Origin of the sequence: Streptosporangium sp. 'caverna', from assembly GCF_003203775.1 — a bacterium.
Lineage (GTDB): Bacteria > Actinomycetota > Actinomycetes > Streptosporangiales > Streptosporangiaceae > Streptosporangium > Streptosporangium subroseum.
On the sequence record NZ_CP029711.1, the window covers coordinates 7,189,081 to 7,210,615 of the forward strand.

A 21,535-nucleotide genomic window follows, 5' to 3' on the forward strand; every position below is an offset into this window, starting at 1 on the left:
GAACTTGAATGCGCGAAGTCGGGCATTGGCCGATCGCCTCCGTCCCTCGCGGGTATGACAAAAGCATGAGATACGCGCGAACGGCAGGTTCATCGCTGATGAACGGGAGCGGCGCGAGTGGGTGTCCGCACTGAGCCGAGATGCTCGACCAAGACGAGAAGAACGCGGTGACGGCCCGCACGCTGCGGGCCGGCGAACGTCCGGCGGAGCCGTGACGGCAGACCCGACGGCGAGCGGGCGGGGCGGCGTTGCACTCAAACCGAGGAGCAGCGAGGCGAGCAGCGGCAGGTGGGGCGGGCCGACGTGTACGAACGGATGCGGAGCTGGCTGCTGGGATCTGGGGCGAGCTGGGCGCGCTGGACGGCGCTGCGGTTGCTCAGACTGGTGGATCTGTGGCGGGCCCGCGGTGCGCCCGCGCCGAGTGCCCACAAGGTACGGATCCTGCTGTTCCACGCCTACGGCATGGGTGGCACCATCCGAACGGTGCTCAATCTCGCCGGGTATCTGGCGCGCGGCCACGACGTGGAAATCGTCAGCCTGATCCGCGCCCAGAGCCACCCGTTCTTTCCTGTTCCCCCCGGCGTCGCGGTCTCGTTCCTGGATGACCGTACCGAGCGGAAGGGCAGGGTGCCCGCGCTGCTGTCACGACTGCCGAGCGTGCTCGTGCCTTCGACCGAGCCCACCTACCGGCGCTGCTCGCTCTGGACCGACCTTGTGCTGCTGCGTTACCTGCGCTCGCTGACCGGTGGAGTACTGATCACCACACGGCCCAGTCTCAACCTGTTCGCCGCTTCCTTCGCCCCGCCCGAGGTCATCACCGTCGGCCAGGAACACCGTAACCTGGCCGCGCACAAGCCCCCGCTCCGCAAAATCATCCTGCGCAGGTATGGCAGGCTGGACGCGCTGGTGACCCTGACCCGGGCCGACCTGGATCACTATGCCCGAGCGGTGCCGGGTGTCCGTCTGACCTGCATCCCCAACGCGCTGCCGCCCCTCGGTGCGGGAGACTCCTGCCTGGAGAGCACCACGGCCGTCGCGCTGGGACGGCTGGAGCGGGTCAAGGGCTTCGACCTGCTCCTGGCGGCCTGGCGCCTGGTCTGCGATCGGCGCCCGGAATGGACGCTGCGCATCTACGGATCCGGGCCGTGGCTGGGCCGGCTGAAGACGCAGATCGACGAGCTGGAACTGACGGACCGCGCCTTCCTCATGGGCCGGACCAACCAGGTCGGCGAGGAACTGTCCAAGGCCGCGATGTTCCTGCTCAGCTCCCGCTCCGAAGGCATGCCGATGGCCCTGATCGAGGCGATGAGCAAGGGCCTGCCGTCGGTCGCCTTCGACTGCCCCACCGGACCCGGAGAGATCATCACCGACGGTGTCGACGGCCGGCTGGTCGAACCGAAGAACGTCGAAGCCTTCGCCGAGGCGATCTGCGAGCTCATCGACGACCAGGATCTGCGCCGCAAGCTCGGCGCCGCCGCGCAGAGCACCGCCGCGGCCTACGACCTTCAGGCCATCGGCGCCCGCTGGGACACGCTGCTGGCCGAGACCGTACGACACCGGACCCGATCCGGATCTCGGTAACCATCGGGGCGAGCGAGTCCGGCAGGTCGTGGCGGTCACTCCGGACCCCGTACGACCCGTGAGCGCATCGACACGGGCCGGTCCGTCCTGCAGACTCGTCCTCGCAGCCTCCGCAGTGATCTTCAGTGACCTGCCCGATCCCGCTGGGACCGCTCCGCCGTCCGGTGAACGACAGAGAAGGAACTCTCATGGAGATCGTGACACACAGCCCGACCGAGGGTGTTTATGCCGCTACCGGCGACTACGTGCACGCGAGCGAGGTGCGCAACGCCGAACGGCTGTTGTTCGTCGCCGGGACGATGGGGCTCGACCCCGCGGGAGTGCCCGGAACGACGCTCGCGGAGCAGCTCGAACTCATCTGGTCGAACCTTCGGGCCATTCTCGCCTCGGCCGACATGACCGTCGACAACATCGTACGGCTCACCAGTTACCTGCGGGATGCGTCCTACGCCGAGGCGAACGCGGAGGCCCGCGTGGCGGCGCTGGGCAATCGCGCCATCCCGACCACGGCAATCGTCGCCGAGACACTCGTCAGCGACTGGCTCGTCGAGATCGAGGTAACGGCCGCGGGCTGACGAGGGCCGGTTCGAAAGGACCGGCTGAGACAGGCGGGTGGGAGAACAAGGTGAGCATGCGATGCAGAACGAGATTCGGAGGAGGATGACGCCGCGGCAACGACGGTCCACCCGGTTTCGGCTCCACCGAAACGAGGACCTACCGTGTGGCCATGGAACTCATCGGGGAAATCACCACTGACCGCCCGCTGCTCGTCCTCGCGGTCAAGGAAGAAGCTCAGTTCCTTGACACCGGCCTCCCGGTGCTGCTCACCGGCATAGGCAAGGTCAACGCCGCGGTCACGCTGGCCACCGTGCTCGCCCGTGGGCCCCGCCCCTCCCACATCGTCAATCTGGGCACCGCGGGAGCGCTGCGCCCGGGGTGGACGGGCACCCACGTCGTCAGCACCGTGATCCAGCACGACCTGGACACCGACCTGCTGTACACCCTCACCGGAGAGACCTACGGAGCGGCACTGACGCTGAACGCGGACGACGGCCCGATCCTGGCGACCGGCGACGCCTTCGTCGCGGACGAGGCCGCGCGCGAGCTCCTCGCGGTCCGGGCCCACCTGGTCGACATGGAGGGCTACGCCCTGGCGGCAGCCGCGGCCCAGGCCGGTGTCCCGATCCGCATCGTCAAGCACGTCAGTGACGACGCGGGCGAAGGGGCGGTGAAAAGCTGGCGCGAGTCGGTGGCCGACTGCGCCCGCGTCCTGGCCGACTGGGCCACCCGGCACGTAACCCATCAGCTCTGACCCTCGCGTCCGCCGCGGCCGGCGGACGGCCGGATCGGCCTTCTCGCCGGCCCGCGTATCCGCGGCTCGGAGTCCCGACGGACTCAGCTCTTTCACGATGGGCATGCGCTGGACCTCACCGATCTCCAAGCATGCGATCGGCGTCTTGCGTCTTCTCTGCGCACCACGTGGTTCCTCGAAGGTCCGTTCACTTCGGCGGTCCGTTCACTTCGGCGCGGCCACGGTGGCGTGCCGACATCTCGCTCGTTCGTTCACGAGGCGGTCGGCGACCGTGTTCAGGGGCGCTTCGGCTCGAAGTGCATCGCGGTGATCCCGCAGTCGAACGGTCGAGCAGCGACGAGGCGGAGCCGCTGGTGGGCGCCGATGTTGGCGAACACCGGCATTCCGGCGCCGATCGCGGTCGGGTTGACGAACAGGTGGAGCTCGTCGATCAGCCCCTTGGCGATCAGGTCTGATACGAGCGTTCCGCCTCCGTAGGTGATGATGTCCCCGCCCGGCTGGGCCTTGAGCCTGTTCACGGTCTCGGCGAGGTCGCCGCCGGCGACGACGGCGTTCTCCCAGGGCGACTCGGTGAGGGTGTTGGAGATCACGACCTTGGGCGTGTTGTTCATCCAGTCGATGGACTCCTTGTCCTCGCCCTCGGGCCCGGCCGCCCACGCCGGGATGAACCCCTCGGCGAGCTTGCGGCCCAGCACGATGCAGTCGACCGGCTTCATGAGCGCGGCGATGTAGGCGTTGGTGTCGTCGGTCCACGGAAACGTCATCCAGTCCATCTCGCCGTTCGGGCCGGCCATGTAACCGTCGACGGTGGTCTGGACCTGGAGCTTGAGCTTGCGCATGAGGTGCTTCCAATCGCTGCGGTGTTGATCTCTGGTGTCACTCGTTCCTTGCGATGCCCCCACTCTGGCATCCGACAACACAAAACGTCAAGACAAACTTTTTTGTCGGTCTCGCCCAACTGTGCATCACAGCTTGTCCTCCCAGGTCAAACGACTACCAGAGTGACGATTTGCTCGCCGACGCCGACCCTGATGCGGGGCATCCGGAGCCCACCGCGCAGATGGTCACTCATCTTCTCGGCAGCTGTGAGCCATGATCATGTCTCAAGGCAGGATCGGCGATGGCCGGTGAGGGCCCGGCGATGATGGCGATGAGATCGGCGGGTGCGCCATCCATATCGGAGCCGAGTGCTGAACCGCCACCGCGCGGTTGTCGTGTTGGAACCAGAGCAACTTCGTCAACGAGTTTCTCTCGAACGACGCCCGTTCTTACTCCGGCGCATCGTCCGGCAACTCGTCGAGCGCGGTCTCCAGTTCGTCCTTCTCATCGCGCCGGCGAGCTCTACTGGCCCACACCTTCGCTTCCTCGGTGGCTCCCCAGTGCCCATGCTTGCGGCTCATGTCACGCGCTCCGGAGTGTTCCGTCTTCCCCTTGCCCAGGCCCATGGCGTCATCGTAAGCGCCAAGATCGCGAAGGTGTGGACGCCCAGCCTTCGGCCATCAAGAGCGCTCTTGACCTCCAGGACGCTGGGTGGAAGTTTTCGCAGTTCAACGGCTTTCAGGCAACCATGGACGGCGTGCGACGACGTGCGGATCGTTCGGCTGTGTGCACGACACGTGGCCCCCAACCGGTCCCCAGCCGCGACGTTCCCTTCGGCGCTCTGCTTTACAATGTAGATCAATTACATTCGCATCTGCACGGCCAGAACAGGAACCGCCGGCAGGACATCGTGAGCCTGAGATCTCTCGCTCTAGCGCATGGCGGCGCCACTGGGTGAAGCGGTCGTAGACCGTCCGCCAGGCTCCGAGCTCTTCGGGCATCTCTCGCCATGACCGCCACCCTCGTGAGCGCCTGACAATCAAGGCAGGCAAACGGTTGCCATTCCTGTCATGCCGTGTTTTCGTCCGTGCATGGACAACCGCGACAGCGTAAAGCGACCACGACGTGTCACGATCAATGACATCGCGGAGGCTACGGGCTTCGCCGCGTCCACCGTGTCTCGCGCGCTGTCGCGGCCCGGCCGGGTGAACGCGGCCACCCGCGACCGCATCGTGGCGGTGGCCCGCGAACTGTCCTACGTGCCCAACACCCACGCCCGCGCATTGACTTCGGGACGCACCGAAACCGTCGCGGTCCTGGTGTCCGACGTGACCAACCCGTTCTACTTCGGGCTGATCCGGGGCACACAGCACCAGCTCAAAGCGGCGGGCTACGCCCACCTGCTCATCGACACCGAGAATTCCGGCGAGCTGGAGTCGCACATGCTGTCCAAGATGCGGCAGTCGATCGACGGGGCGATCATGGCCACCTCGCGGCTGTCCCGTCGCCTGCTCGCGGAGTTGGCCACCGAGCTGCCGTTGGTGGCGGTCAACCGCATGGTGCGCGGTGTCGAAAGCGTGGTGCTCGACTCCCCGTCCGGTGTGGCGCAGGCGGCCGAGCACCTGATCTCGCTCGGGCACAGCGAGATCGTCTACATGTCCGGCCCGGAGAACTCCTGGTCCAACGAGGCCCGATGGCGCTCGCTGGTCGCGGCGACGGCCCGGCATGGACTGCCGGTACGCCGCCTGGGCCCCTTCCCTGCCGGTCGGATGTCCGGATCGGCCGCCGCCGACGCGCTGATCAACACCCGCGCCACGGCGTGTATCGCCTTCAACGACCTTCTTGCCATCGGCATGCTCACGCGGCTGCGTGAGCGCGGTGTCGGCGTGCCCGGTGAGATCAGCGTCGTCGGTTGTGACGACATGTTCGGGGCGGATTTCTGCCACCCCACCCTCACCACGCTCGCCGCTCCGATCGAGCAGGCCGGGCGGGTGGCGGTGTCGATGCTGCTGGCACGCCTTCACGACAGTGCGCCGGCGACACGGCAATCGGCCGTGTTGCCGACGCACCTGATCGTGCGCGAGTCGACGGGTCCCGCCCCGCGCTAGGGGTAGCTGACGATGTTCACCGGCTTGACGGTGGTACCGGTCGAGGAGCCGGTGTTGTTGATGACGTGCTCGATCGAGCCCTTGCCCAGCGAGATGGTCAAGATGTTATGGAACTTCACGTTCGGGCTGCTGGGCGCCTCGAAGCCGCGTTCGGACACGATGCTCGGATCGGCGGTGAACACGCAGTAGCTGCCCATGCCCCAGGCCTCGTGTGACGTCACCGAATCGGCCACCTTGTACGCGGCGTACCCGCGCCCGTCACTGCGCCACGCGGCCTGGCTCGGCGGGTCGTAGGGCATCTCGTTCTGGAAGAAGATCGTGCGCCCTCCCTGGCCGTTCCATATCACCTCGTACTTGTTGAAGTGCTCGACGAACAGCCCGTACGCGGAGACGTTGGCGCCGTTGACGATCAGGCCCGTGTCGGCTGGATTGACCGTCCACCCGACCCCGCTGCCGTGATCGGCGCGCCACGCCCAGATGTGATCGATGATCGTGTTGGCGCTGTTGACGATCAACGCCGTGGTGACCTTCCCCGGCCCGGCTCCGCCGACGCGGAAGAACACGTCCTGCAGCGTGGTCGGGTTCGCGGCATGGCCGGCGGTCGCGCCGGCCGGCCCGACCTGCAACAGGGAGGGCGAGTTCACCGTGCCCGCGTCGAACAGCAGCCCGGCGAGCTTGACACCGTCGACGTCGGCGACGGTCATCGCGCTGATGCCGTTGTCCGGGATCAGCGTCGGGTAGCCGATGCCCAGCACGATGGTGTCCGGCCGGGTCACCTTCAGCGTCTGGCCCAGATGGTAGACACCCGGCGTGAACAGCAGGTTCATGCCGCAGGACAGGGCATTGTTGAGGGTCGCCGCCGAGTCGGACGGTCGTGCGAGGTAGAACTGGGTCAGCGGCACGGAGGTGCCCGGTGTCGACCCGCCCGACCAGGTCGTACCGGAGGCGTTGGTTCGCAGGCTGGGCACGAACACGTGGTAGTTGCCGCCGTTGAGGTACAGGTAGGGCTTGTCCCGCACGACCGGGGTGGTCGGCAGGGTCGTGTACGGCGGGCTGGGGAAACCGTTGGCCGGGGCGCCCTTCACGCCGGAGAAGACCATGTTCCACACGCCGTTGACCCAGCTGCCGATCTGACTGTCACGGGTGTACCACTGCTGCTGGGAGTACGGGCCGACCGCGCCGTCGATCTTGCTGTCGGCGATGTAACCACCGCTGGCCCAGCCGTACCCGTTGGGAGCCAGGTTGAGATCACCGCGGATGTGCACCCGGCGCATCGGCGCGGCCTGCGACACCGCCCATCGATTGGCGGTGTGGCTGGGCACGATCGCCAGGTTGTCGAGCGAGCGCCAGAAGTTCTGGGTGGCGTTGCCGCCGAACCAACCGGCGTCCACCGTCACATCGCCGTTGATCGTGACGTCGTCCGGGTTGCGGCCCAGGCCCAGCACGGAGGTGTAGAAGCCGGTGTTGGCGTTGATGCCGCTGTAGGTGCCCGGCTTGAACATCACCGCATAGCGGTAGTTACCGAACTGGGCGCTCTCGGTCTGGGCGAAGATGGCGTCCAGCCTGCTCTGGATGGCCGTACTGGACATCGACGGATCGAACACGACCACGTTGGGCCCGAAGTCCTGGGACACCGGTGGCGGCGTCTGACAGTCGCCGCCACCCGAGCTTCCACCGTGGACGATCAGTTCCTTGATGGAGTAGCCGTATCCGGTGGCGCGCTGCGTGCCGTACACGCGCAGGTAGCGACCGGTGCCGGCCGCGTCGATGGTCTGTACGCCGCCGGTGTTGGCGGTGGTGGAGTAGAGCGTCGTCCACTGGTTGCCGTCGCCGGACAACTCGAGGCGGAAGGCTTTGGCGTACGACGTCTGCCAGTTGACGACCACCTGGCAGACCGCGGTATTCGGCCCGAGGTCGACCTGTATCCACTGCGGATCGCTGGACTGGCTCGACCATCGGGTGGCGACGTCGCCGTCGACGGCCTTGGCGGGCAGATAACCGTTGCCCTGGACCGAGGAGGCGGTCGCGGGCTTGTTGAGAGCGATGTTCGTGGCGGTGTCGCACGCGGCCGCGCTCGCGGGGGCGGCGCTCGGCGTGACGACCATGCCGGTGACGGCCAGCGCCATGGTGGCGATGCCGGCCAGCAGCCGGCGGCGGAAGGGTGAGGCGCGCATGGTTTCTCCCTGGCGGGGGGCCGCCGCGGGCAACGGCGGCATGCTTGTACGGGCGGCGCCCGGGATGGGCGCCGCCGACGAATCACCTGCGAGGTGAAGATGGCGGTGTTGCCGGGCGTTACGGCTACTCCGGGTCCTGCCCGTAGCCGTTGCACTGGCGTCCGCCGTTGATGCAGTAGGCCACGAGATAGGCCTGGCGCGGCGCGTCCCACCCGTTCATGAAGTCGTAGTGGAAGGTGTAGGCGGCGCCCGAGGCGAGGGACAGACCGCTGGTGTTTCCGCCGGGCAGCGGATACGGGACCTTGGCTTCGAGCATGGGCAGCGGTACGGGGTGGTCCGCCGGGCAGACTCCGCGGACCGGCCATGCCATGTGGGACTTGTGATCGGCGCTGTCCAGGTGCACGCCGTCCCAGCAGCTCGGAGCCTTCAGCCGCGCGACCAGGGAGGTGCCGCTCGGGCACGATGACGGGAAGACGCTGCCCGTGTAACCGGGGCACTTCCAGGTCCCCTCGTACGCGGCGGCGTCCGTCGCGCGGGCATCGCCGACGACGAGCCGGAACCCGGGCGGGAACGGCTTGACGGTGCGGTAGTCCTTGACGCCGGACTTGTAGTAGATCGTTGGCTTGTCCGGCAGCCGTACGGTGCCGTTCTGCAACAACGTCGGGAACCAGTATCCCGACGCGTCGAGCGTGTCCTCGCAGGACGTCGCCCCACCGACCAGTGCCTGCGGAGTGGAGTTCGCGTTGGTGGTGGGGTTGCCGACGAAAGTGTGGTTGTGCGACGCGCCCGGCAGACCCGGGAACACGATCGGGTCGTCGCTGAGCCGATGGGTGACGGTGCAGTTCGCGTGCATCTCCTGGTACTGCGCGAACGGCGGATCGTCGGCCGCTTGTACGGCGCCGGCCGCTTGCGCGGTGCCTGCCGCTGTCAGGACGAGTGCGGCCGCTGCGACCGCGAGGGTGCGAATACTCATGACACCTCTTTGGCGATTTGAGCATCAGAAATGGGGTGGAATCCGGACTTTATTACGGCAATGTTGCGGCGGAAAGCGCTTGCCAAAATTTGCCACCGGACCCCCGCGCACCCTCGGGTGATCGTTTCCAGGCAGGTCAGAGCGCGTGTACGAGACTCCACGATGGACCGTTACGCCGGGGGAACCGTGCGCGGATGAAACAGATGTGAAAGCGGCTCGAGCACCGCCCGCTCATCGCCTCCGAGATCCCTGCCGAGCATGGTCAGAACAACGGGTCGCCGGCCGAAGAGGCGCCCTGCACACGGGCAAGACGGCTGCTTGCCCTTCACTGGGGACCTGCCGGGCGATGGCGCCGAATCTCGTACGGAGCTGCAACGCCTTCGGATGGAATCCCGGCCGTCGGCGGGGTGGGCCGCGGGCGGTGTGCGTATGACCGTCCGCGGCCCGGTAGAACCTCACGTCAGCTGCGCAGGCTCCACTGCTGGTTCGTGCCGCCGTTGCACGACCACAGAATGCCCCTCGTACCGTTGGCGGTGCCGCCGCCGTTGGCGTCCAGGCACAACCCGGACTGCACACCGGTGATGGTGCCGTTGGAGTTGAGGTTCCACTGCTGGTTGGCCTGTCCGTTGCAGTCCCAGATCACCACCTGGGTGCCGTTCGAGGTGCCCTGGTTGTAGGCGTCCAGACACTTGCTGCCGAACACCTGCAGCTGCTTGCCCGACGTGTACGTCCACCGCTGGTTGGTGCCGCCGTTGCAGTCCCACAGCTGCGCCTGAGCGCCGTTGGTCGCCGTGCCGCCGCTGATGTCCACGCATCGGCCCGACTGGCCACCCACGATTGTGACGTTCTGCTGGCCGCCCCCGCCGCCGTTTCCTTGCCTGACGAGCGATTTCGACTCCGCCGATCGATTCCCCTGGGCGTCCACGACGTAGAGCCGATACTCACCGGCCGACGTCGGAACGGCAATGGAGGTAGCGGTTCCGCTTGCCCTGGTCATCGTGTTGCCGGCGGCGAAGGACGTCGTACCCGAGGGAGCCAGCCAGACCGTCTTGCTCGCATCGCCGGTGCTCCGGATGGGAATTGACGTCGCACCGGTGCCGACGAACGTGCTGGCAGGCAGGACGTAATCCGGCAGGGAAAGATTGCTCTGGGGAATGATATTCCTGTATGCATCCTCGAGTCCGGAGTTCACGGCGATGCCGTAGGCCTGCGACGGCCAGACATAGTCGGAAGACACGAGGATATCCTGGACCGTGCTGTTCGGCAGATTCTTGTTGGAGACCTTGTTGATAGGACCGTATGTCTGAGTGATGCTCAGATCATGCTTACGCCCGAAGTCGTCGGAGTTAATGAGCCACGTGATGTTCTTGTCCACGCTCAGGACGTTGTCGCGGAAAGCGATGTACGCCTAGCCTTCGTCCGGGTGTAGTCCATACTTGTGACCGGACGGGACGCCCTGCATGTAGTTGTTGTTGATTGTGGTTCCCGGCTGGCCGCCCAGCGTGTAGACGGGAGCCGTGTCACTCAGGCGCTGCACCGTGTCAATGAAGTGGTTGTAGCTGATGGTGTTGTTCTTCGCCGTGGTGGTCGGCCGGTTGGGCGCGATCGAGCCTGACGATCCGTCGAAGTTCCACCAGCCCCAGCCGAGCGTCACACCGGACCACGGGGTTTTCTCGATGCGGTTGTGCTGGATGGACAGGCCGTCGGCGAAGTACGCCGAGATGGGGCTGTGCCCGTTGAACAACACGGCACTGTCGTAAATGTAGTTGTTCTTTATCTCGATGTTCTTGGGCGCTCCCTCGACCTGAGCGGGATACTTCTCGCGATTCGTCGCGGTGTAATCCCCGATGTAGACATGCTGGGGATGGCCCACGGTGATGGCGGATCCGGCGATGTCGTTCGTGTAGTTCCCGACCAACTGCGTGTTCACCACGTCGTTGACCATGTTGATTCCGTCGACGCCGGTGTGTTGTATCCGGTTTTTCTCCAGGACGAGCCCGTCGGCGTTCTCGATCTGAATGATGCCGGGCGCCGTGTCGACGTTGCGGTAGTAATAGACGTGGAAGTTCTGCCTGGCGTATGCGAGTGCGCCGAGATTGCCCTGCTGGGCCTGCTTGAGCACAGAGCCGGCCACGTTGAACAGGTTCCAGTCGGAGTGCTGGACCGTGAGGCCGGAGAACGTGATGTTCCGGGCGCGACTGCTCGTGGAGGTGCCCGCGACCTTGAGAACGGTGGACACATTGTTCGGTGCGAAAACCGTCGCGGTCGACATGTCTTCGGAGCTTGCTTTGTAGTAGTAAACCGTCCGGCTCGTCTTGTCGAAGTAGAATTCGCCCGGCGTGTCCAGGAACTCGTAGGCGTTCATGACCTTGTGGGTGCCGCCGACCTGGGCGTTCCCGTTGAAGGCGCCTTGGGCGATAGCCGCTCCCGGCTGCTGGAACTGAGCTATACGGTTCGTTCCGTCATAGGTGACCTGCCGGACTCCCACGATGGCCGTGGTCCAGGTCGTCCCCGTTTCTATTTCGATGTCGTCTTGATTTCCGGCGATGGCGGGAAAGTCACCCGGACTGTACTTTGCTCCCGCGCACTGCGAACCCGATTCCCACGCCCAGGACGCCTGCCCCGCCGTGATGTTGTAGGTTCCGTAGCACCCCGCCGAACTCATCGTCTTCGAAGCCATGTACGCTCGCTTGTCGTTGACATAGAGCGCACGGAGCTTGTTGCTGCGATTCAGCGGGGCTTTCCAGATGTTACCGCTGTGCTGCGTCCATCCGGTTATCTGAACGCCCCCACTGAGGATTGGCGTCTCATTCTGGTATGCGGCGTATATGACCCGGTAACCATTCGTTCCGGAGTCGGCCGACGTGAATTCGATTGTGCTGCCGACCGAATGGTTTCCCCCGCGGAGATACACGTAGATGTCGCCTGTCATGCCGGCGTTCACCGTGCGAACGACGTCCCTCGCGCGCTGTGGGGTTCTGAACGGTGACGCGATCGTTCCAGGGTTGGCGTCGTTGCCGTCGGGGGCGACATAGTAGGTTGCCTGGGTCGCCGCCGAGGCCGGGGCATTACCCGTGAAGGTCGGCAGCAACGCAGCGGCAACGAACACCGCAAGCGCCGCTAACGCTCTCCCAGTGGTGGACAAGGCTGACTTCACGCTCTGTTCCTTTCGCCGGTTCCGAGCAGAGTGTTCGCCGCGCCGTAGCAGAACTCATCGGGGTGTGCCATTGCGCGGGCGTGGCGCCTGTCTTGCGGTTGGGGACGTCGGACGGAGGGCCGCGCACCTTTCCGGGCCGAGGGACCGGCCGCCCCTCACGCCATGCGCGGCAATCGCCGGTGGAGCGTGGGCCTCGGCGGGCTCGTCGCCGGTGAGGCCGGATGTCCTTGCCGCGGGATGAGCGGTGCCGGCCGGCCCTGCGCACCGAGCATTCGCCACAGGCGGCTCATGGGCCCTCCAGCGCGCGAGGGACGAGCTCGCCGGTACATGAAGAAGCCCTGATCGTCCGCCCCGGCGCCGCGCCGACGAGGGTCGCCGCCGCCGACGAGAGATCTCCTCATAACACGCCCTAAGAATCCGTGACAGACATCGTGTTACCATTTCGTAACGTATGACGTATGTCGACTGATGTCTGAGGGTAATGTCGCATTAACAGAGGCATCTCGCAATAGTTGATCGAGCGGGGGAAGATGCACCTTCGTTCACCCCGGCGCGGCGACGTCGGGTGATCTTCCGTGACATGGTGGACTTCCCGCAGGTTGCGGTGGGACCCCGCCGGTCATGCGTACGGTGCGACCTGGCAGCTCGTGGACCCGAACCGCCAGGCCAAGGACCGATGTCTCCGTCGCCGCGCCGGTTGCCGGCAGCCCGGCGCAATCCTCCACGCGGTGCCCGCGGTGCACCAGATCCCTGCTGGATCAGCCCGCGTTCCGGGCAGATCGAGGGAGAGAACCACTTACCTCGGCAGTGGTGGATCACATTCGCCGTTGTAACTTTCATCGGCGAATGTGATCACACTCGCCGGTTCACTCGGTCGCCGCCGGTCACGGAGGATGATCGGAGGCGTCGGCCGGCCCACAGCAGCGCGTCCATGAGGTGGCGCAGCCGCAGGGACGCGGACCAGGGCCACGGCGATCGGCCCGTACCTGGTGAACACCCAGAAGCTGATCGACGGAACAGAGCTGGTCCTGGGATTGTCTCCGCGGCCGGGAGATGGCCGGATCAGCTCTCCCCCTGGCTCATGTATCCGCGGGTCAGAGGCTGCTCAGGCCCAGCTCTCTGGCGATGGGCATGCGCTGGACCTCGCTGGTGCCCTCGCCGATCTCCAGGATCTGCGACATGAGATCTAGTGACCTGCGATAACAGCCAAGGCCAGCCATTGACCAGGGGATTTACCTTCGGCCATCTTCCATCATCTTTCGCTGTCTTTCACCCTCTGACGGAACAGCGACGGAACAGAGGGGTGCCGCCGGCGCTCGGCTGGCCAGGTCTCGACAGCGCTGTGTGCAACCGATCTCGCGGCCACGCGCTTGTCGATGTTGGAGTCAAAGCAACTTCGCTAACGAGCTTCTCTCGAACAACACCCGTTCTTACTCAGGCTCATCATTGTCCGCCAACTCGTCGAGCGCGGTCTCCAGTTCGTCCTTCTCATCGCGCCGGCGAGCTCTGTCTGCGCTCTGGAGCCGGTCAGTGCCCGAGTTGCCGGTGGCCGGTCTCCCAGGCCCACGCGGCGATGCCGACCCGGTTGCGCGCGCCGAGCTTGCGCTGGATGTGGGCCAGATGGGTCTTGACGGTTCCGGCGGTGATGTACAGCTCCGCGCCGATCTCCGCGTTGGTCCGGCCGTCGGCGACCAGGGCGACGATGTCCAGCTCCCGGTCGGTCAGCGGCTGCGCCTGGCCCGGCTCCTCGTGCCGGCCGGACAGCTCACGCAGCAGCCGTACCGTCACTGACGGGCTGATCAGGGCGTCGCCGGCCATCGCGGCGCGCACCGCCTCGATCAGCAGTCCAGCACCCGAGTGCTTGAGCAGGAAGCCGCAGGCGCCGTGGCGCAGCGCGGTGTGCACGTAGGTGTCCAGGTCGTAGGTGGTAACCACCACCACGCGCGCGCCGACCTGCGTGCCTGGGGAGCAGAGGATCCGGGTCAGTTCCAGCCCGTCCATCCGCGGCATCCGAATGTCGGCGATCACCACGTCGGGCCGGAGCCGCCTGGTCAGATCCAGGGCCTCGACGCCGTCGGTGGCCTGGCCGACTACCTCGATGTCCGGCGCGGTGCCGAGAATGGTGCGGAACCCGGACCTGACCTGCTCCTGATCGTCGGCGATGAGCACCCGGATGGTCACGGCACCGGCTCCACAAGAGCACCGGGAAGCTCGGCGCGGACCCGCCAGCCTGCCGGAGGCACGGGCTGGGCGGTGAAGACGCCGCCCAGCGCCTCGATCCGCTCGGCCAGGCTGGCCAGCCCCACACCGCCGCGGCGCCGGCCCGAGAGGTCGCGTGGCGCCTGGCCGGTGTCGCCCGCCTGGTCGATGACCGTGAGCACGACGCCGCCTTCTGCGGACTCGGCCAGTTCGACGGCGACCGCGGCGCCGGGGCGGGCGTGCCGGCGCACGTTCGTGAGCGCCTCGACCACCACGCGGTACACGGCCGTGCTCGCCTCCTGATGCAGCGCCCGGTCCAGCCCCGAGGCCATGTTCAGCTCGATCGGGCCCGCGCCGCTGCCCGCGTAGCGCGCGATCAGCTCGGGCAGCTCGGTGGCGCCGGGCGCCGTCGTGGGGCCGGTGCCCGCGCCGTACTCCAGCTCGCGCAGCATCCGGATCGTCCGGTCCATCGAGGCGAGCGCGCGGGTGCCGTCCGACTCGATCCGCCGCAGCACTCTCGCGGCCTCGTCGGGATCGCCGCGGAGCAGCACTTGGGCGGCTTGGGCCTGGATGACCATGGCGCTGACGTCATGGGCCACGAAGTCGTGCAGGTCGGTGGCGAGCTGGACGCGCTGCGCCCGGCGGGCCTGCCGCACCGCCTGGACCCTGCGGGCGTCCAACCAGCGTAGGTAACAGCCGGCCGCGGCGCCCACGGCGGCGGGGAGCGACCAGAACGCGCAGATCGCGATGGGCTCCCACCAGATCCCCCGCGGCGGGCCGGTGACCGGGAGGCCGAGGGCCGCCGAGGCGAGCACGGTCAGCGTGCCTGCGGCGGCGGCCTCCCGGATCGGTGACCACCGGCACGCCAGCGCGGCCAAGGCCATCAGCGCCGCGGTGTGCAGCAGCGACCACGAGCCGCCGGGGCCCAGCGGTGGGCGGGCGAACCACACGATGATGCAGGCGAGCGAGATGAGGCAGACGGCGCCGACGGCCATGCCGAGGACCCGCCGGGTGCGGGGCCACCCCGCGACCAGCACTCCCAGCGTGCCGAGCGTCAGCGCGGCGGGCACCGCCAGGAGCGGGCTCGTGCCGGGGTGCAGCGCCCCGGCCAGGGCGAGGGCGGCAACCAGTGGGGCGGCGGTCAGGAGCGCGCGTGCGGCGAGGCGTTCGACGCCCCCTCGCTCCGGCTCGGCGGTGACCGCACTATTCAGCACGAACCCACCATAGAGCGGGCCGGGCGCGCTCCGCGTCTGCCGATCGGCAGATATCGGGACCGCCGGGGCGGCTGCGAGTCTCCAGACTGCGTGCCGCTCACAGGGGCGGCGCCAGAGTCCAGGAGGAGAGATGACCCATTCGAATCCGCCCGCGCCGCGGAACGGGGCGCACTGTCCCGGCGATCCGCGCGGCACTCGGTTCGGAGGACGTCGATGACCGCGGCCGAGGTGGTGACCGCGCGGTACGGCGGCCGCATGGTGGGGCGGCTGTGGGGGCTGGTCCCCTACGCGGCCGCCCTGTGGTGCCTGGGCTATGGTGCCCTCGCCGTGTACTGGGCGTCCGGCGGTGCCGGGTTCCCCTTCGGCGCCGGCGACCCCAAGGGCATGGAGATGGGAAACCTGCTGGCCACCGCCGAGCCGCGAACGGCCGGCGTGGTCATCGCCTTCGGTTGCGCGGCCGGTCTGGTCGCCGCGCTGGCCGGGCGGTCGCCGTGGACGCGGTGGATCCCGCACCGGGCTGCGGCCGTGGTGCTCCTCGTGGTGGCGGCACCGCTGCTGCTGGCGATCCCCGACGTCCGGGTGCTCCAGAACATGGCCTACGGGCTGCACGGACACGCCCTGGTGGACTGGCCATTGACGAACCAGCTGCTGTGCGCCCTCGGCGGCGCGCTGCTCGCCGGTACGGCGGCATCACTGCTGCGCGACCCGCGCTGCCCGCGGTGCGACCGGACACGCGCCGAACCGGGTACGGCGGCGCGCTGGGCCCGGATCGGCCGCTGGGCGACCGCGGTGGCGGTGGTGGCGCCGCTGCCGTACGCGGTGCAGCGGGCAGCGTGGAACCTCGGCATCCCGCTGGGCGTGGACCAGCAGTTCGTCCGAGGCCTGGCGGCCGACATGGCCGCGAAGGGGATCGGGCCGCTGATCGAGTACAGCCTGCCGCTGTCGGCCGTGGGCGGTGCGCTGCTCACGCTCGGGCTGTCCATGCGCTGGGGCACGGTCCTGCCGGGATGGGTGCCCTACCTGGGCAGCCGGCGCGTGCCCGTGGCACTGGCCGTGGTCCCCGCCACGGTCGTGACCGTCGCCGTCATCTCGGCCGGACTGGTGATTTACCGGCTGTTCATTTTTGACGGCCTGCCCATCACGGGCAGCGGCGCGCCCGGCCTGCTGTGGCTACCGTGGGGAATCGGGCTGGGCCTGGCCACGCTGGCCTACCATCGGCGCAGGCGGGCGACCTGCTCCGGCTGCTGACCCCGCGTCCCGCAGGACCGCGCCGAAGCTCGCCGCCGCTATGCCCTACTACGGTTTGACCAGGCCGGACCGTCCGCTCCCGGGCACGCCGTCCCGCGTGCCCACCGGACTTCAGCTCATGGAGTTCGAAGAAACCCGCTCATGTTGAGTTGCGGCGAAGTGAACGACGCCGTCCGACACGACGGTCGGCAGCGTACGGCAACGCCAGCGGGGATCAACCGAGCGGACCTTCCCCATCCCGGAGCCTGCCCGCCCAGCGAGGGCATGTCCCATTGATCTTGTAGCTCTAGGTGACGGTTCATCATCGGATCAGTCAGAGGCCGGGTCTGGTCGTCAATAAACGATCGTTTATTGACGACTGTTCCGGCCGCGTTTCTCGTCTGACGGAACAGGGACGGAACAGAGCCGGTTCTGGGATTGCCTCCGCGGCCGGGCGGTGGCCGGATCGGCTCTCCCCCTGGCTCATGTATCCGCGGGTCAGAGGCTGCTCAGGCCCAGCTCTCTGGCGATGAGCATGCGCTGGACCTCGCTGGTGCCCTCGCCGATCTCCAGGATCTTGGCGTCACGGTAGAAGCGGCCGACCGGATACTCGTTCATGAACCCATAGCCGCCGAAGATCTGGGTGGCGTCGCGGGCGTTGTCCATGGCCGCGTCGCCGGCGACGAGCTTGGCGATGGCCGCCTCCTTCTTGAACGGCTCACCGGCCAGCATCTTCTCCGCCGCGTGGTAGTAGGCCAGGCGGGCGGTGTGGGTGCGGACCTCCATGTCGGCGATCTTGAACTGGATGGCCTGGTAGTGACCGATCGGGTGGCCGAAGGCCTGGCGTTCGCGGACGTAGCGCAGGGACTCGTCCACGCAGCCCTGGGCCAGGCCGACCGAGAGGGCGGCGATCGCGATGCGGCCCTCGTCGAGGGTCTGCAGGAACTGCGCGTAGCCCCGGCCGCGCTCGCCGAGCAGGTTCTCGGCCGGGACCCGGCAGTTGTCGAAGGAGAGCTCGCGGGTGTCGGAGCAGTTCCAGCCGACCTTGGAGTACTTCTTCGAGGCGGTGAAGCCCGGCGTCCCGGCGGGGACCAGGATCGTGGAGATCTCCTTCTTGCCGTCGGCGCGCTCACCGGTGATCGCGGCCACGCCGACGACGCCGGTGATGTCGGTGCCGGAGTTGGTGATGAACGCCTTCGTGCCGTTGATCACCCACTCGTTCCCGTCCAGCACGGCCGTGGTCCGCATGCCGCCCGGAACGTCGGTGCCGCCGCCCGGCTCGGTGAGGCCGAACGCGCCCAGCATCTCCCCGGAGGTCAGGTGGGGCAGCCACTCGGCGCGCTGCTCCGGCGTACCGAACCGGTAGATCGGCATCGCGCCCAGCGACACCGCGGCCTCCACGGTGATCGACACGCTGGAGTCGACCCTGGCCAGCTCCTCCAGCGTGAGGCAGAGCGCGAAGTAGTCGCCGCCCATGCCGCCGTACTCCTCCGGGATCGGCAGCCCGAACAGGCCCATCGCGCCCATCTGCCGCACGATGTCATAGGGGAACTCCTCGCGCTGGTAGAGGTCCCCGATCACCGGGGCCACCACGTCGCGGGCGAACGCCTCGACGGTTTTGCGGAGGTCTTCGTAGTCCTCGTTGAGCTTGGGCATCGTTACTCCTTGACGTAGTGATCGGCCGCTCGGCGCGCCGGGTCCGTTCTCCATGGCCGGCCGCTCAGCGCGCCCGGTCTGTTTTCAATGGCCGGTCTCTCAGCGCGCCGGTTTTGGTCCCAGTGCCTGGACGACCCGCGAGGTGCTGGGGCGGCCGAGCTTCTCGGCCAGCCAGGTGCTGGTCTCGACCAGCGATTCGAGGTTCAGGCCGGTCTCGATGCCCAGGCCGTGCAGCATCCAGACCAGGTCCTCGGTGGCGAGGTTGCCGGTGGCGCTCTCGGCGTACGGGCAGCCGCCGATGCCTCCGGTGGAGGCGTCCACCACGGTCACGCCCTCGCGGAGGGCGGCGAGGGTGTTGGCCAGTGCCTGGCCGTAGGTGTCGTGGAAGTGCACCGCCAGCCGCGACGGCCCGCCGAAGGCCTCGATCAGCGCGCTCACGTGGCCCGGCGTGGCGACGCCGACGGTGTCGCCGAGCGACAGCTCGAAGCAGCCCAGGTCGAGCAGCCGGCGTCCCACGGTGACCACCTGGTCGATCGGCGTCGGCCCCTCCCACGGGTCGCCGAAGCACATCGACACGTAGGCCCTGACCTTCAGGCCGTGCTCCAGCGCCCGCGCGACCACCGGCTCGAACATCTCGAACTGCGAGTCCAGTGTCCGGTTCAGGTTCTTGGCGGCGAAGGTCTCGGTGGCGCTTCCGAAGATCGCGATCTCCTCGACGCCGTGTTCGAGCGCCCGGTCGAGGCCACGCTCGTTGGGCACGAGCACCGGGTAGCGCACGCCGGGAACCCGCTCCATGCCCGCCAGCAGCTCGGAGGCGTCGGCGAGCTGGGGCACCCATTTGGGGTGCACGAAGCTGGTCGCCTCGATCACGCGGTGCCCCGCGGCGGCCAGCCGGGCGATGAACTCCGCCTTGACCTCCACGGGGATCACCGCCGACTCGTTCTGCAGCCCGTCGCGCGGCCCGACCTCGTAGATCGTGACCCGCTCCGGCAGCCCTTCGGCCCTGACCCCGTACGGCTCACGCATCATGACTCGTCCTCTCCCCTGCCCGGCCCGCCGCCCTGATCTCGTACGGATCACGCCTCATGACCCGTTCTGTCCCTGGCGGCCCTGTCATCCCGGCCCTGTACGGCTCGCGCGTCATGGCCGTCACGACTCCTCGTGCCGGACCACGGCCAGCACCGCGTCCATCCCGACCGCCTGACCTGCCCGGACCGGCAGCTCGGCGACCACCCCGGCGATCGGCGCGGTCACGGTGTGCTCCATCTTCATCGCCTCGACGATGAGCAGCGGCTGCCCCTCGGCGACCTGCTCCCCCATGGTCGTCTTGACCACGAGCACCGTTCCGGGCATCGGGCTGCGGACCACTCCGTCCGCGCTGCCGCCCGCGCCCGCCCGGTCGGCGGGGTCGCCCAGATGGCGGCGGGTGAGCGCCCAGGTGTCGCCGTCCCGGCCGAGCCAGATCGTGTCGCCGTCCCTGGCGACGGCGTAGCGGCGCGCGGTCCCGCCGAGGGTGACCAGCAGGTCGCCGCCGTCCCGCGACAGCGTCGCTCGCAGGGAGGTGTCCGGGTCGCCGCCGGGCGGGCGGACCTCGGCTCCGGCGGCGGGCAGGCCGCGCACCCGGATCTCGGCCACGCCGTCGCGGCTCTCCAGACGCCAGGTGGTCCACGCGGCCTCGCCCAGCCGCCAGCCGTCGGGCACGTCCCACGGGTCGGCGGGCGCGACGGGCACGTGCTCGTGCTGCAGGAGCAGGGCCGCGGTGGTCAGGACGTCGGCGGGGACGCCCCCGTCCGCGACCAGCTCGTCGAGATGGCGCTCGACCAGGCCGGTGTCGAGGTCTCCGGCGACCACCTCGGGGTGGTTGATCAGCGCGCGCAGGAAGGAGATGTTGGTGGGCACGCCCAGCACGGTCGTCATGGCGAGTGCCCCGTCCAGCCGCCGCAGCGCGGAGGCCCGGTCGGGCCCCCAGGCGATGACCTTGGACAGCATCGGGTCGTAGTCGCTGCCGACCACGCCCCCGACCATCAGGCTGGAGTCCACGCGGACGTCTTCGGGCTCGCGGAGTGCGAGGACCCGGCCGCCGGTCGGCAGGAAGCCCCGGGAGGGGTCCTCGGCGTAGACGCGGGCCTCGACGGCGTGGCCGCTCAGCCGTACCTCGTCCTGGGTGAGCGGGAGCGGCTCGCCGGTCGCGACCCTGAGCTGGAGCTCGACCAGGTCCAGCCCCGTGACCAGCTCGGTGACCGGGTGCTCGACCTGGAGGCGGGTGTTCATCTCCATGAAGTAGTAGTCGGCGGTCGCGCCCTGGACGATGAACTCGACCGTCCCGGCGCCGACGTAGCCGACGGACCTGGCGGCCTCGACCGCCGCCGCGCCCATGCTCGCCCGGGTCGCGGCGTCGAGCAGCGGGGAGGGCGCCTCCTCGATGATCTTCTGGTGACGGCGCTGGAGGCTGCACTCGCGCTCGCCCAGGTGGATGACGTTGCCGTGTGTGTCGGCCATCACCTGGATCTCGATGTGCCGGGGGTTCTCCACGAACCGCTCGATCAGCAGCGTCGCGTCGCCGAACGCGGCGGCGGCCGTACGGCGGGCCGACTCCAGCGCGTCCGGAAGTTCCGCCGCGGAGCGCACCAGCACCATGCCCTTGCCACCGCCGCCCGCCGAGGGCTTGATCAGCGCGGGGAAGCCGACCCGCTCGGCGGCGGCCGCCAGGTCGTCGTCCGGCTCCGCGCCGCCGGGGACGACGGGGACCCCGGCCGCCGAGACGGTGGCCTTGGCGCGGATCTTGTCGCCCATGGCCTCGATGGCCTCCGGCGGCGGGCCGACGAACACCAGCCCGGCCTCGGCGCACCGCCGGGCGAAGGCCGCGTTCTCGGCCAGGAAGCCGTAGCCGGGGTGCACCGCCTGGGCCCCGGTCTCCGCGGCGGCGGCCAGGATCGCCTCGGCGTCGAGGTAGCCGCCGCCGAGCCGCAGCGCGACGTCGGCCTCGCGGGCGTGCCGCGCGCCGGCGTCGGCGTCGCTGTAGACGGCGACGGAGCGGATGCCCAGCTTCCTGAGCGTGCGGATGATCCGCAGGGCGATCTCGCCCCGGTTGGCGATGAGAACGGTGTCGAACATT

Annotated in this window: 17 protein-coding genes; 5 read left to right on the forward strand and 12 right to left on the reverse strand. The window is 68.3% G+C overall.

Features of this window, described 5'->3' with window-relative positions; genetic code table 11:
- The first annotated feature begins 288 nt into the window (after positions 1 to 288).
- The 3 genes from DKM19_RS31470 to DKM19_RS31480 all read left to right on the forward strand — a co-directional run bounded on the left by DKM19_RS31470 (position 289) and on the right by DKM19_RS31480 (position 2,893).
- Positions 289 to 1,581 carry a glycosyltransferase family 4 protein gene (locus tag DKM19_RS31470; RefSeq protein WP_239513683.1) on the forward strand — a complete coding sequence of 431 codons (1,293 nt, stop codon included), beginning with the start codon at positions 289 to 291 and terminating at the stop codon, positions 1,579 to 1,581.
- A 188-nt stretch (positions 1,582 to 1,769) separates the two neighbouring features.
- A complete protein-coding gene (locus tag DKM19_RS31475) occupies positions 1,770 to 2,156 on the forward strand; it encodes a RidA family protein (RefSeq protein ID WP_110700657.1) in 387 nt (128 codons plus the stop codon).
- Positions 2,157 to 2,308: 152 nt separating this feature from the next.
- Positions 2,309 to 2,893 carry a nucleosidase gene (locus tag DKM19_RS31480; protein ID WP_110706138.1) on the forward strand — a complete coding sequence of 195 codons (585 nt, stop codon included), beginning with the start codon at positions 2,309 to 2,311 and terminating at the stop codon, positions 2,891 to 2,893.
- A 275-nt stretch (positions 2,894 to 3,168) separates the two neighbouring features.
- Here the strand turns inward: DKM19_RS31480 and DKM19_RS31485 are convergent, their stop codons facing one another.
- Together DKM19_RS31485 and DKM19_RS52610 are read right to left on the reverse strand one after the other, a co-directional pair.
- Complete coding sequence (locus DKM19_RS31485; protein ID WP_110700659.1) at positions 3,169 to 3,732, reverse strand: dihydrofolate reductase family protein; 564 nt, start codon at positions 3,730 to 3,732, stop codon at positions 3,169 to 3,171.
- 429 nt (positions 3,733 to 4,161) lie between these two features.
- Positions 4,162 to 4,293: a hypothetical protein gene (locus DKM19_RS52610; protein ID WP_255415449.1), complete on the reverse strand. Its 132-nt coding sequence runs from the start codon at positions 4,291 to 4,293 to the stop codon at positions 4,162 to 4,164.
- A gap of 510 nt (positions 4,294 to 4,803) precedes the next feature.
- Here DKM19_RS52610 and DKM19_RS31495 point away from each other — a divergent pair.
- Positions 4,804 to 5,820 carry a LacI family DNA-binding transcriptional regulator gene (locus tag DKM19_RS31495; protein WP_110700661.1) on the forward strand — a complete coding sequence of 339 codons (1,017 nt, stop codon included), beginning with the start codon at positions 4,804 to 4,806 and terminating at the stop codon, positions 5,818 to 5,820.
- Here the strand turns inward: DKM19_RS31495 and DKM19_RS31500 are convergent.
- From DKM19_RS31500 to DKM19_RS31520, 7 genes are all read right to left on the reverse strand, one after another.
- Positions 5,817 to 7,994 (reverse strand): discoidin domain-containing protein, encoded by a 2,178-nt coding sequence (locus DKM19_RS31500; RefSeq protein ID WP_110700663.1) that lies wholly within the window; start codon positions 7,992 to 7,994, stop codon positions 5,817 to 5,819. The two genes, DKM19_RS31495 and DKM19_RS31500, sit on opposite strands and share 4 nt — an antisense overlap.
- A 124-nt stretch (positions 7,995 to 8,118) precedes the next feature.
- Entirely contained in the window at positions 8,119 to 8,967 is an 849-nt protein-coding gene (locus tag DKM19_RS31505; protein WP_110700665.1) for a DUF1996 domain-containing protein, read from the reverse strand.
- Positions 8,968 to 9,427: 460 nt separating this feature from the next.
- Positions 9,428 to 10,342 (reverse strand): RICIN domain-containing protein, encoded by a 915-nt coding sequence (locus DKM19_RS52110; RefSeq protein WP_239513685.1) that lies wholly within the window; start codon positions 10,340 to 10,342, stop codon positions 9,428 to 9,430.
- Between the two features lie 33 nt (positions 10,343 to 10,375).
- Positions 10,376 to 12,124, reverse strand: a complete 1,749-nt coding sequence (locus DKM19_RS51065) for a right-handed parallel beta-helix repeat-containing protein (RefSeq protein WP_204358332.1) — start codon at positions 12,122 to 12,124, stop codon at positions 10,376 to 10,378.
- A gap of 1,094 nt (positions 12,125 to 13,218) precedes the next feature.
- Positions 13,219 to 13,344: a hypothetical protein gene (locus tag DKM19_RS52615; protein ID WP_255415450.1), complete on the reverse strand. Its 126-nt coding sequence runs from the start codon at positions 13,342 to 13,344 to the stop codon at positions 13,219 to 13,221.
- A 307-nt stretch (positions 13,345 to 13,651) separates the two neighbouring features.
- Entirely contained in the window at positions 13,652 to 14,305 is a 654-nt protein-coding gene (locus DKM19_RS31515; protein ID WP_110700667.1) for a response regulator transcription factor, read from the reverse strand.
- On the reverse strand, positions 14,302 to 15,537 hold the full coding sequence (locus tag DKM19_RS31520; RefSeq protein WP_110700669.1) for a sensor histidine kinase: 1,236 nt from the start codon (positions 15,535 to 15,537) through the stop codon (positions 14,302 to 14,304). The genes DKM19_RS31515 and DKM19_RS31520 overlap by 4 nt, the downstream gene beginning before the upstream one ends.
- 213 nt (positions 15,538 to 15,750) lie before the next feature.
- Between DKM19_RS31520 and DKM19_RS31525 the strand changes: the two genes are divergently transcribed.
- The gene (locus DKM19_RS31525; protein ID WP_110700671.1) at positions 15,751 to 16,785 is read left to right on the forward strand and encodes a hypothetical protein; all 1,035 of its coding nucleotides are present in this window, start codon (positions 15,751 to 15,753) and stop codon (positions 16,783 to 16,785) included.
- Positions 16,786 to 17,262: 477 nt separating this feature from the next.
- Here the strand turns inward: DKM19_RS31525 and DKM19_RS31530 are convergent, their stop codons facing one another.
- The 3 genes from DKM19_RS31530 to DKM19_RS31540 all read right to left on the reverse strand — a co-directional run bounded on the left by DKM19_RS31530 (position 17,263) and on the right by DKM19_RS31540 (position 21,534).
- Positions 17,263 to 18,420, reverse strand: a complete 1,158-nt coding sequence (locus DKM19_RS31530) for an acyl-CoA dehydrogenase family protein (protein ID WP_204358333.1) — start codon at positions 18,418 to 18,420, stop codon at positions 17,263 to 17,265.
- Between the two features lie 99 nt (positions 18,421 to 18,519).
- Positions 18,520 to 19,449 (reverse strand): hydroxymethylglutaryl-CoA lyase, encoded by a 930-nt coding sequence (locus DKM19_RS31535; RefSeq protein ID WP_110700675.1) that lies wholly within the window; start codon positions 19,447 to 19,449, stop codon positions 18,520 to 18,522.
- A 120-nt stretch (positions 19,450 to 19,569) separates the two neighbouring features.
- Entirely contained in the window at positions 19,570 to 21,534 is a 1,965-nt protein-coding gene (locus DKM19_RS31540) for a biotin carboxylase N-terminal domain-containing protein (RefSeq protein WP_110700677.1), read from the reverse strand.
- Between the last annotated feature and the right edge of the window lies 1 nt (position 21,535).

Coding starts and splice junctions, on each gene's coding strand:
- DKM19_RS31475 (WP_110700657.1), top strand. CDS start 1,770: ATGGAGATCGTGACACACAGCCCGACCGAGGGTGTTTATGCCGCTACC.
- DKM19_RS31480 (WP_110706138.1), top strand. CDS start 2,309: ATGGAACTCATCGGGGAAATCACCACTGACCGCCCGCTGCTCGTCCTC.
- DKM19_RS31485 (WP_110700659.1), bottom strand. CDS start 3,732: ATGCGCAAGCTCAAGCTCCAGGTCCAGACCACCGTCGACGGTTACATG.
- DKM19_RS52610 (WP_255415449.1), bottom strand. CDS start 4,293: ATGAGCCGCAAGCATGGGCACTGGGGAGCCACCGAGGAAGCGAAGGTG.
- DKM19_RS31495 (WP_110700661.1), top strand. CDS start 4,804: ATGGACAACCGCGACAGCGTAAAGCGACCACGACGTGTCACGATCAAT.
- DKM19_RS31500 (WP_110700663.1), bottom strand. CDS start 7,994: ATGCGCGCCTCACCCTTCCGCCGCCGGCTGCTGGCCGGCATCGCCACC.
- DKM19_RS31505 (WP_110700665.1), bottom strand. CDS start 8,967: ATGAGTATTCGCACCCTCGCGGTCGCAGCGGCCGCACTCGTCCTGACA.
- DKM19_RS52615 (WP_255415450.1), bottom strand. CDS start 13,344: ATGGCTGGCCTTGGCTGTTATCGCAGGTCACTAGATCTCATGTCGCAG.
- DKM19_RS31525 (WP_110700671.1), top strand. CDS start 15,751: ATGACCGCGGCCGAGGTGGTGACCGCGCGGTACGGCGGCCGCATGGTG.
- DKM19_RS31530 (WP_204358333.1), bottom strand. CDS start 18,420: ATGCCCAAGCTCAACGAGGACTACGAAGACCTCCGCAAAACCGTCGAG.
- DKM19_RS31535 (WP_110700675.1), bottom strand. CDS start 19,449: ATGATGCGTGAGCCGTACGGGGTCAGGGCCGAAGGGCTGCCGGAGCGG.
- DKM19_RS31540 (WP_110700677.1), bottom strand. CDS start 21,534: ATGTTCGACACCGTTCTCATCGCCAACCGGGGCGAGATCGCCCTGCGG.